This is a genomic window from Sphingomonas bacterium, from assembly GCF_903644135.1.
Lineage (GTDB): Bacteria > Pseudomonadota > Alphaproteobacteria > Sphingomonadales > Sphingomonadaceae > Sphingomonas.
This window is the reverse complement of record NZ_CAHJXA010000113.1, coordinates 1-8,248: the sequence shown is the minus strand read 5'-3', so window position 1 is coordinate 8,248 and position 8,248 is coordinate 1. Positions and strand designations below refer to the sequence as shown.

7 protein-coding genes are annotated in these 8,248 nt (G+C 70.7%); 3 read left to right on the top strand and 4 right to left on the bottom strand.

Translation table 11 applies throughout. The annotated features are described in order from the left end of the window. Positions 1-889 (top strand): penicillin-binding protein activator (locus HUU96_RS07655; RefSeq protein ID WP_174292242.1); only part of this gene is annotated, 889 nt, incomplete at its 5' end. Between the two features lie 3 nt (positions 890-892). On the opposite strand, the gene hemW is transcribed toward HUU96_RS07655, so the two are convergent. From hemW to HUU96_RS07635, 4 genes are all read right to left on the bottom strand, one after another. Further along, positions 893-2,050 carry a radical SAM family heme chaperone HemW gene (gene hemW, locus HUU96_RS07650; RefSeq protein WP_174292241.1) on the bottom strand — a complete coding sequence of 386 codons (1,158 nt, stop codon included), beginning with the start codon at positions 2,048-2,050 and terminating at the stop codon, positions 893-895. Beyond that, entirely contained in the window at positions 2,047-3,246 is a 1,200-nt protein-coding gene (locus HUU96_RS07645) for a multidrug effflux MFS transporter (protein ID WP_174292244.1), read from the bottom strand. The genes hemW and HUU96_RS07645 overlap by 4 nt, the downstream gene beginning before the upstream one ends. Before the next feature lie 62 nt (positions 3,247-3,308). Continuing rightward, positions 3,309-4,394 carry an extracellular catalytic domain type 1 short-chain-length polyhydroxyalkanoate depolymerase gene (locus HUU96_RS07640; protein ID WP_217430288.1) on the bottom strand — a complete coding sequence of 362 codons (1,086 nt, stop codon included), beginning with the start codon at positions 4,392-4,394 and terminating at the stop codon, positions 3,309-3,311. Between the two features lie 96 nt (positions 4,395-4,490). Further along, on the bottom strand, positions 4,491-5,063 hold the full coding sequence (locus tag HUU96_RS07635; protein WP_174292240.1) for an NADPH-dependent FMN reductase: 573 nt from the start codon (positions 5,061-5,063) through the stop codon (positions 4,491-4,493). Positions 5,064-5,173: 110 nt separating this feature from the next. Between HUU96_RS07635 and HUU96_RS07630 the strand changes: the two genes are divergently transcribed. Then, a complete protein-coding gene (locus HUU96_RS07630) occupies positions 5,174-7,333 on the top strand; it encodes a transglycosylase domain-containing protein (protein ID WP_174292239.1) in 2,160 nt (719 codons plus the stop codon). A gap of 51 nt (positions 7,334-7,384) precedes the next feature. Next, positions 7,385-8,248, top strand: an 864-nt coding sequence (locus HUU96_RS07625) for a threonine aldolase family protein (RefSeq protein ID WP_174292238.1), incomplete at its 3' end; no start/stop codon positions are given.

The window sequence follows — 8,248 nt, the reverse complement described above, 5'->3', positions numbered from 1 at the left end:
ACTGCGGATCAGGACCTACGATACCGCCGGCGGCGCGGCGGCAGCGGCGCGGCGCGCGGTCGGCGAAGGGGCGGAGCTGATCCTCGGGCCGTTGCTCGCCGACGACGTGCGCGCGGTCGCGCCGATCGCCCATGCCGCTGGGGTGCCGGTGATCGGCTTCTCCAACGACACCAGCGTCGCGGGCGGCGGCGTCTATCTGATGGGCTATCTGCCGGCCCCGTCGATCGAGCGGGTGGTGAGTTATGCCAAGGGGCGCGGCGTGACGAACTTCGCCGGCCTGGTGCCGACCGGCGTGTTCGGCCAGCGCGCCTCCACCGCCTTCCTGCGCGCGGTCGAGGGCGCGGGTGGCCAGGTGGTGGCGCTGGAGACCTATCCGGCCGGCGGGATGGCCGCGGCAGCCGGCCGCCTCGCCGCTAAGGCTCCCTATGGCGCGGTACTGGTCGCCGACTCCAGCGCCGCCGCCGCCGGGGCCGCGCCGGCGATCCACAAAAGCTCGCCGGCCGCGCACCTGCTCGGCACCGACCGCTGGAACTCGGAGCCACGACTCGCCAGCTACCCCAGCCTGTCCGGCGCGTGGTTCGCCAGCGTCTCGGACGGGCTCTATTGGCAATATGTCGCCAAATATCGCGCCCGCTTCCACACCGACCCGTACCGCATGTCGAGCCTGGGCTATGACGCGGTGCTGCTGACGGTGCGTATCGCGCGCGACTGGCCGGTGGGGCGGCCGTTTCCGGAGGCGCGGTTGCGCGATGTGGGCGGGTTCGCCGGCATCGACGGCGCGTTCCGCTTCGGTCGCGACGGCCTCGCCGAACGTGCGCTGGAGGTGCAGGAAGTGCGCAGCGGCAGCGTCGCGACGGTATCGCCGGCCCCGACCGGTTTCGCGAAGTAGCGCCTAGGCCGGCACCGGATCGGCGACGATCAGCGGCAGGATCGCGTCCAGCAGCAGCGCTCCCGCCTCCGTCACGCGCAGCCGCTCCGGGGTGATTGCGATCAGCCCCTGCGCCTCCAGCCTTGTTGCGTGCCGCGCATCGATCGGCGCGGTGCCGCCGGCCAGCGCGGCGATGCGGGCGAGGTTGACCCCTTCGGCGAGGCGCAGCCCCATCAGCAGCGCCTCGGTCGCGCGCGCATGGGGATCGAGCAGCTCTTCGCTCTGCAGGCCGTGGCCGTTGCGGGCCACCGCGGCCAGCCAGTTCTCCGGCTTGCGGTGACGGACCGTGGCCGTGCCGCCGCGCCGCCCATGCGCGCCGGGACCGATGCCGGCATAGTCGCGATAGCGCCAATAAGTCAGGTTGTGGCGGCTCTCCGCGCCCGGCCGCGCATGGTTGGAGGTCTCATAGGCGGGCAGGCCGGCGGCGGCGGTCATCGCGCGGGTCGCCTCGAACAGGTCGGCGGCGTAATCGCCGTCGGGGATCGCCAGCCGGCCCGCCGCCGCCTCGGTCGCGAAGCGGGTGCCGGGCTCGACGGTCAGCTGGTACAGCGACAGATGCTCGGTGCCGTGACCCAGCGCCTGCGCCAGCTCCGCCTGCCACGCCGCCAGCGACTGGCCGGGCAGCGCATAGATCAGGTCGAACGATACCCGCGTAAATGCCGCTTGCGCGGTGGCGAGCGCCGCCAGCCCCTCCGCCACGCCGTGCGCCCGCCCCAGGAAGCGCAACGTCGCGTCGTCGAGCGACTGCAGCCCCAGCGACACCCGGTTGACCCCCACCGCCGCCAGGTCGGCGAAGCGCGCCGCCTCGACCGAGGACGGGTTCGCCTCCAGCGTGATCTCCACGTCCGGCGCGAAGCCCCAGGCGCGCTCCGCCGCCGTCAGCACCGCGGCGACGGTGGCGGGCGGCATCAGCGACGGGGTGCCGCCGCCGAAGAATACCGAGCCCAGCCGCCGCCCCGGCAGCAGCGCCGCCTCATGGTGGAGGTCCACGAGCAACGCGTCGCGCCACGCCGCCTGGTCGACCTCGTCGCGGACATGGCTGTTGAAGTCGCAATAGGGGCATTTGGAAACGCAGAACGGCCAATGGACGTACAGCGCCAGATCGGGCGAGCCGGCGGTCAAGCGGCGGTCATCCGCCCGGTAAACACCTGTCCCCGTTCGACGACCTGGACCACGCCGAACACCGCGACCCCGATCGCCAGATAGCCGATCGCGAGCGGCAGGGTCGTACCGTCATAGGCTTGGCCGATCAGCGAGCCGACCAGCACCGCCCCGACGCTGGTGATGAAGCCCTGGACCGACGAGGCGCTGCCGGCGATGTGACCGACCGGCTCCATCGCCATCGCCCCAAAGTTCGATCCGCACAGGCCGATGCAGGTCAGGCTGAGCGCCTGGAAGACGATGAAGCTCCACAGCGTCTCGATCCCGAGCAGCACCGCCGCGACATGGACGATCGACAGCGCGATCAGCGTCAGGACGCCGACCTGCGACAGCACCCGCGTGCCGAGCCGCTCGACCAGCCGGCTGTTGGCGAACGATGCGCAGCCCATCGCAAAGGCGCAGGCGGCGAACAACAGCCCGAACTCGCGGCCGGCACCGAAATGGTCGACGAAGATCTGCTGGGCGGACGAGACATAGGCGATCACGCCGCCGAAGGTCAGCGCCGTCGCGACCGCATAGCCGAGCGAATAGCGATTGGTGAGCGTCAGGCGATAGCTGCCGGCGAGCGACGCCAGCGAGATCGGGATGCGTCGCCCAACCGGCAGCGTCTCGGGCAGGCGCAGCAGCGACCAGGCGAGCACCGCCGCCGCGAACGTCGCCAGCGCGTAGAAGATGAACCGCCAGGGACCGAGCCCGAGCAGCAGCTGGCCAAGGCTGGGCGCAATGATCGGCACTAGGAAGAAGATCATCTGCGCCACCGACATCGTCTTGGCCATGCGCCGGCCGGAGAAGCGGTCGCGCACGATCGCCACCGACAGGACGCGCGTCGACGCCGACATCAGCCCCTGCAGCGCCCGCGCACCGAGCAGCGCGGCGAAGCTCGCCGAGGACGCGGCGAAGATGCTCGCCGCGACGAACCCGGCCAGCGTCCCCAACAGGATCGCCTTGCGCCCGAACCGGTCGGCAAGCGGCCCGTACAGCAGCTGGCCGACGCCGAACCCCAGCATATAAACGGTGATGATCCATTGCCGCTGGTTGGCATCCGCGATCGCAAGGTCGCGGCCGATCGCCGGCAGGGCGGGTAGCATCATGTCGACGCCAAGCGCGTTGACCGCCATCAACGCCGCGACGAACGCGACGAACTCATGCGGGTTGATGCCCGCCGGCGTCAACGAGCGACCGATCGCCATCGTCGCACCGGCACCACCTGCCTCCGGTGTCACCGCATCAGCCCTGCCGACCTCAGCACGCCCTCGATCGTAGTCTTGAGATCGATGACCGGCAGCTTGATCGCTGCGGTCGTGGCGGCAGGAGCGGCCTTGGCGCGAGACGTGGCGGACGGCCTTGCGGTCCTGGATCGGGCCGCGCCGAGCAAACCCCATGTCTGCGCCTGCCGCCAGGTCGACGATATGCCGGCTTCGAGCATGAACGCGCCCGCCGTGCCGCAGCTGCCCGGACCTTGCGTCTTGAGCGGCAGGCCATGGTCCATGCCGGCGATCCGATACTCCTCGACGACCTGGCGGCCATCGCTGCCCAACCAGACGCGGTGCCGGTGACCATCAACGATGTCGGTCCGGTCGGGGGTGACGGCGGCACCATGGACGCCGCGCCACTGGCCGATGATGGCATCGGCGTTCGCGGGCTTGACCGTGCGGTCCGCCTCCCCCTGCCAGATCGAGACTGTCGGCCATGGCCCCTGATGAGACGATGCCCGGCGAACCTTGTCGGCATAGGCGAGATCGCCCTGATGCCCCGCGCCGCGCATCCGCTCCATCGCCTGCGAGACCGAGAACGCCGCTCCGTAAGGAATTCCGGCGATGATGCCGCCGCCGGCGAACAGCTCGGGATAGACGGCGAGCATCGCTCCGGCCATCGCGCCGCCGGCCGACAGGCCGGTCACGAAGATGCGCCGCGGGTCGATCGCGTGCCGGCCGACAACGGCGTCGATCATCTGCCGGATCGAGAGCACCTCGCCGCTGTCGCGCGCAACATCCTGCGCCACGAACCAGTTGAAGCAAAGATTGGGGTTGTTGGTGCGCTGCTGCTCGGGAAACAGCACGGCGAACCCGTGCTGCTCGGCGAGGTCGGACCAGCCCGAGCCATGATTGTAGCCGGCGGCCGTCTGCGTACAGCCGTGCAGCACCACCACCAGCGCCATGTCCGTCCGGTCGTCGGGCGCGTAGAGCCAGCCGTTCAGCGCACCAGGATTGCTGCCGAACCCGGTCAGCGGTTGTAGCCGGCTCGCCGACATGTCCGCGGCCCCGGCGATCGCATGGCTCCAATGCCTTGTCTTGAGGATCGGCATTGAGGATGCTCCGATGATGGGATGCGTCGGCGACGATCCTTGCTGCGGTGCAACATGAGAAGTGCGCGGCATCAGCGCAAGGCTTGGCGACCGTCCTCAGGCCGCCGCGAGCGGCGCGAAGCGGGCAACCTGGTGGCCGATCAGCGCCAGTTGGTCGCGCACGGCGGGGTCGTTGACACCGCCCTCGTCGTCGAACTTGGTGACCTGAGAGTTGATCGCCGCCGCAAAGGGCGTCGGCCAGCCGCGTAGCGCATGAACGATCGAGCGTAGCGCCGCGATTGTCGAGCCGGTCGCCTGCCAGCCATAGGCGGTAGCGATCAGCCCGACCGGCATATCGGCCAGATAGGGCCGCTCGTCCTTGGCCGTCTCCTCCAGGAGATCGAGCGCGTTCTTGACCACGCCCGAGATGCTACCGTGATAGCCGGGGCTGGCGATGATCAGCGCCGACGCCTGGCGGATCGTCTCGACGAACTCGCGCTCCTCTGGCGTTCGGCTGGTCGCCTTGGGGTCGTAGAGCGGCAGCCGCGCCATCGCCTCCCCGCCGAACAGCCGCGTCGTGAAGCCGCGCGCGCGCGCGCCCTCCAGCGCGATGCACAGCGCCCGCTCGGTCGAGGACACGCCGCCGATCGTGCCGCCGATGCCGACTACCAGAGGCTGCGAGTCGCTCATGCCGTTCCCTTTCCGTTGTCCGCGGTTGCGTAGCGCGGCGGCGGTACCGGGTCGATACCGACGATCATGGCCGTTGCCGCCACTGTTATATTGCGATAATACACCTAAAGATGAGCCTGTTCGACCCCCGCCGGCCCCGTGCCGCCGATGCCGAGCCGTACGAGCTTACCGGCGGCCTGCCGCCGCCCGACGACTGGACGCGCCGGCACCGGCACGATGGGGAGGCCGACCCGCTCGACCCCGACGAGGACTCTGGTGAGGCGGTGCCGCCGCGCCGGAAGACCAGCCGCTGGCGGTGGATCGCGCGCGGATTGGGGGTGGGTATCGTCCTGCTGGTGGTGGCGATCGGCTGGCTGGCGATCACCGCGCCGCTGTCGCGCTCGCTCAGGCCGCCGATGCCGCCGTCGATCACGCTCACCGCCGACGACGGCACCCCGATCGCGCGGCGCGGTGCGGTGATCGGCGCACCGGTGTCGGTCAAGGCGCTGCCACCGCACGTCCCGCAGGCGTTCCTGGCGATCGAGGACCGACGCTTTTATCACCATTTCGCAATCGACCCGCGCGGGATCGGCCGGGCGCTGTTCCACAACCTACGTTCGGGCGGGGTGCGCGAGGGCGGCAGCACGATCACGCAACAGCTCGCCAAGAATGCCTTTCTCGACAACGACCGCACCGCCGCGCGCAAGCTGCGCGAGGTGACGATCGCCTTCTGGCTGGAGGCGTGGCTGTCCAAGGACGAGATCCTGTCACGCTACCTGTCCAACGTCTACTTCGGCGACAACGTCTATGGCCTGACCGCGGCGGCGAAGCATTATTTCGGGGTCGCGCCGGGCGCATTGAGCGTCGGCCAGGCGGCGATGCTAGCGGGGCTGGTCAAGGCCCCGTCGCGGCTCGCGCCGACCGGCAATCCCGATGGCGCGGCGGCACGGATGCGGCTGGTGGTGCGCGCGATGGTCGAGGCGGGCTTCCTGACCGAGGCGCGCGCACAGGCGATCGAGACGCCTCGCATCCTGCCGCTTCGCCAGGAGGCGCTGCCCAACGGCACCTACTTCGCCGACTGGGTGCTGCCCGCCGCGCGCGACCAGGCGAGTGGATCGGGAGCGGGCGAGATCAGGAGCAAGGCGAGCGTCAAGACCACGCTCGACCGCCATCTCCAGCGTACCGCCGAGCGCGCCCTCGCCCATGCCGGGCTGCGTCAGGCTCAGGCGGCGCTGGTGGCGATGCGGCCCGACGGCCGGATCGTGGCGATGGTCGGCGGCCGCGACTATGGCGACAGCCCGTTCAACCGCGCCACCCAGGCCCGCCGGCAGCCGGGATCGGCGTTCAAGCTGTTCGTCTATCTGGCGGCGCTGCGCAGCGGCCTGACCCCCGACTCGATGGTTGAGGACGAGCCGGTCGATGTCGCCGGCTGGAAGCCGCACAACGCCGACGGCCGCTATGAGGGCGCGATCACGCTGCGCCGGGCGTTCGCGCGATCCTCCAACGTCGCGGCGGTGCGGCTGACCCAGAAGGTCGGCGTCGCCGCGGTCATCAAGGCAGCGCGCGACCTGGGCGTCTCCACCCCGATCGCCAGCGAGACGACGATCGCGCTCGGCACCCAGACCATGTCGCTGCTGGAGCTGACCGCCGCCTATGCCGCGGTGGCCGACGGCCACTACCCGGTCGGCGCGCGCGGGCTGGAGGATGTAGCCGAGAAGGGCTGGCTGCAGTCGCTGACCGGCGGCCAGTCGACCATGCCGGCGGCGATCCGCGACGGGATGCTCGACCTGCTCCACGCCTCGCTCAACGACGGCACCGGCCGGCGCGCGGCGCTGACCATTCCCGCCTATGGCAAGACCGGCACGACGCAGGACAGCCGCGACGCGCTATTCGTCGGCTTCGCCAGGAACCTGATCGTCGGCGTGTGGGTCGGCAATGACGACAACACGCCTAATCCGGGGCTGTCGGGCGGCGGCGTGCCGGCGCGGATCTGGCGCGATTTCATGACCGCCGCGCTGGGGCTGGCCCCGGTGCAGCGGCCGGTGATCCAGGAGGAGGTCGACCCCGATGCCGCGATCGACAACGCCGCCGATGCCGCGGGGGAGGCGGTCAACGCAGTCGGCGATGCGGTCAGAAACGGCGCAGCGACGCTGAGTGGTCGGCTGCAGGGGCTGGGCCTCGACCTCAAGGTCGGCAAGGACGGCAGCATCTCGCTCAACTCGTCGCATCCGCCCCAGCGACCGCCGCCGCCGCGCGACGAACGCCGCCCGCGCGAAGAGCCGGACGACTAGGGTGTGTAGCGCCGGTTGACGCGCCGCGTCGCAGCATCGCAAGACGCCGCGATGCGCTTCTTCTCCGACAACGCCGCTCCCGCTCATCCCAAGGTGCTCGACGCGATCGTCGCCGCCAACGCGCAGGACACCGCCTATGACGGTGATGCGCTGTCGAAGCGGCTCGACGGCGCGTTCTCCGACCTGTTCGAGCGCGAGGTCGCGGCGTTCTGGGTGCCGAGCGGCACCGCCGCCAACTGCCTGGCGCTGGCGCAGCTGTGCCCGCCGTATGGCGGCATCATCTGCCACCATGACGCGCACATCCAGAACGACGAGGGCGGCGCGCCGGAGTTCTATACCCACGGGGCCAAGCTGCTGCTCGCCGGCGGTGAGGGCGCGAAGCTGACGCCCGACACGCTGGCGGCGCGGATCGACGAGATCGCCGGCGATGTCCATCGCGTCCAGCCGCACGCGGTCTCGATCACCAACGCCACCGAATATGGCCGCGTCTACAGCCCCGCCGACGTCGCCGGCATCGCAGAGGTGACGAAGCGGCACGGTCTCGCGCTGCACATGGACGGGGCGCGCTTCGCCAATGCGGTGGCGCACGCCGGCTGCTCGGCGGCGGACGTGACCTGGCGCGCGGGAGTCGACGCGCTCAGCTTCGGCTTCATCAAGAATGGCGGGTTGGGCGCGGAGGCGCTGATCTTCTTCGATCCCGCCCAGGCCGGTGCCACCGCGCGGCGGCGCAAGCGGGCGGGGCTGCTCTTCTCCAAGGGGCGCTATCTCGCCGCGCAACTGCTGGCGATGATCGAGGACGAGCTGTGGCTCGCCAACGCCCGCGCCGCCAATGCCGGCGCGCAGCTGCTGGCCGAGGCGGCGGGCGCGCGCGCGATCCACGCGGTCGAGGCCAACGAACTGTTCCTGCGCGCCACC

Bases quoted from the DNA above. Each gene is read 5' to 3' on its own strand.
- HUU96_RS07640 (WP_217430288.1), bottom strand. From the start codon at position 4,394: ATGCCGATCCTCAAGACAAGGCATTGGAGCCATGCGATCGCCGGGGCC.
- HUU96_RS07630 (WP_174292239.1), top strand. From the start codon at position 5,174: ATGAGCCTGTTCGACCCCCGCCGGCCCCGTGCCGCCGATGCCGAGCCG.
- HUU96_RS07635 (WP_174292240.1), bottom strand. From the start codon at position 5,063: ATGAGCGACTCGCAGCCTCTGGTAGTCGGCATCGGCGGCACGATCGGC.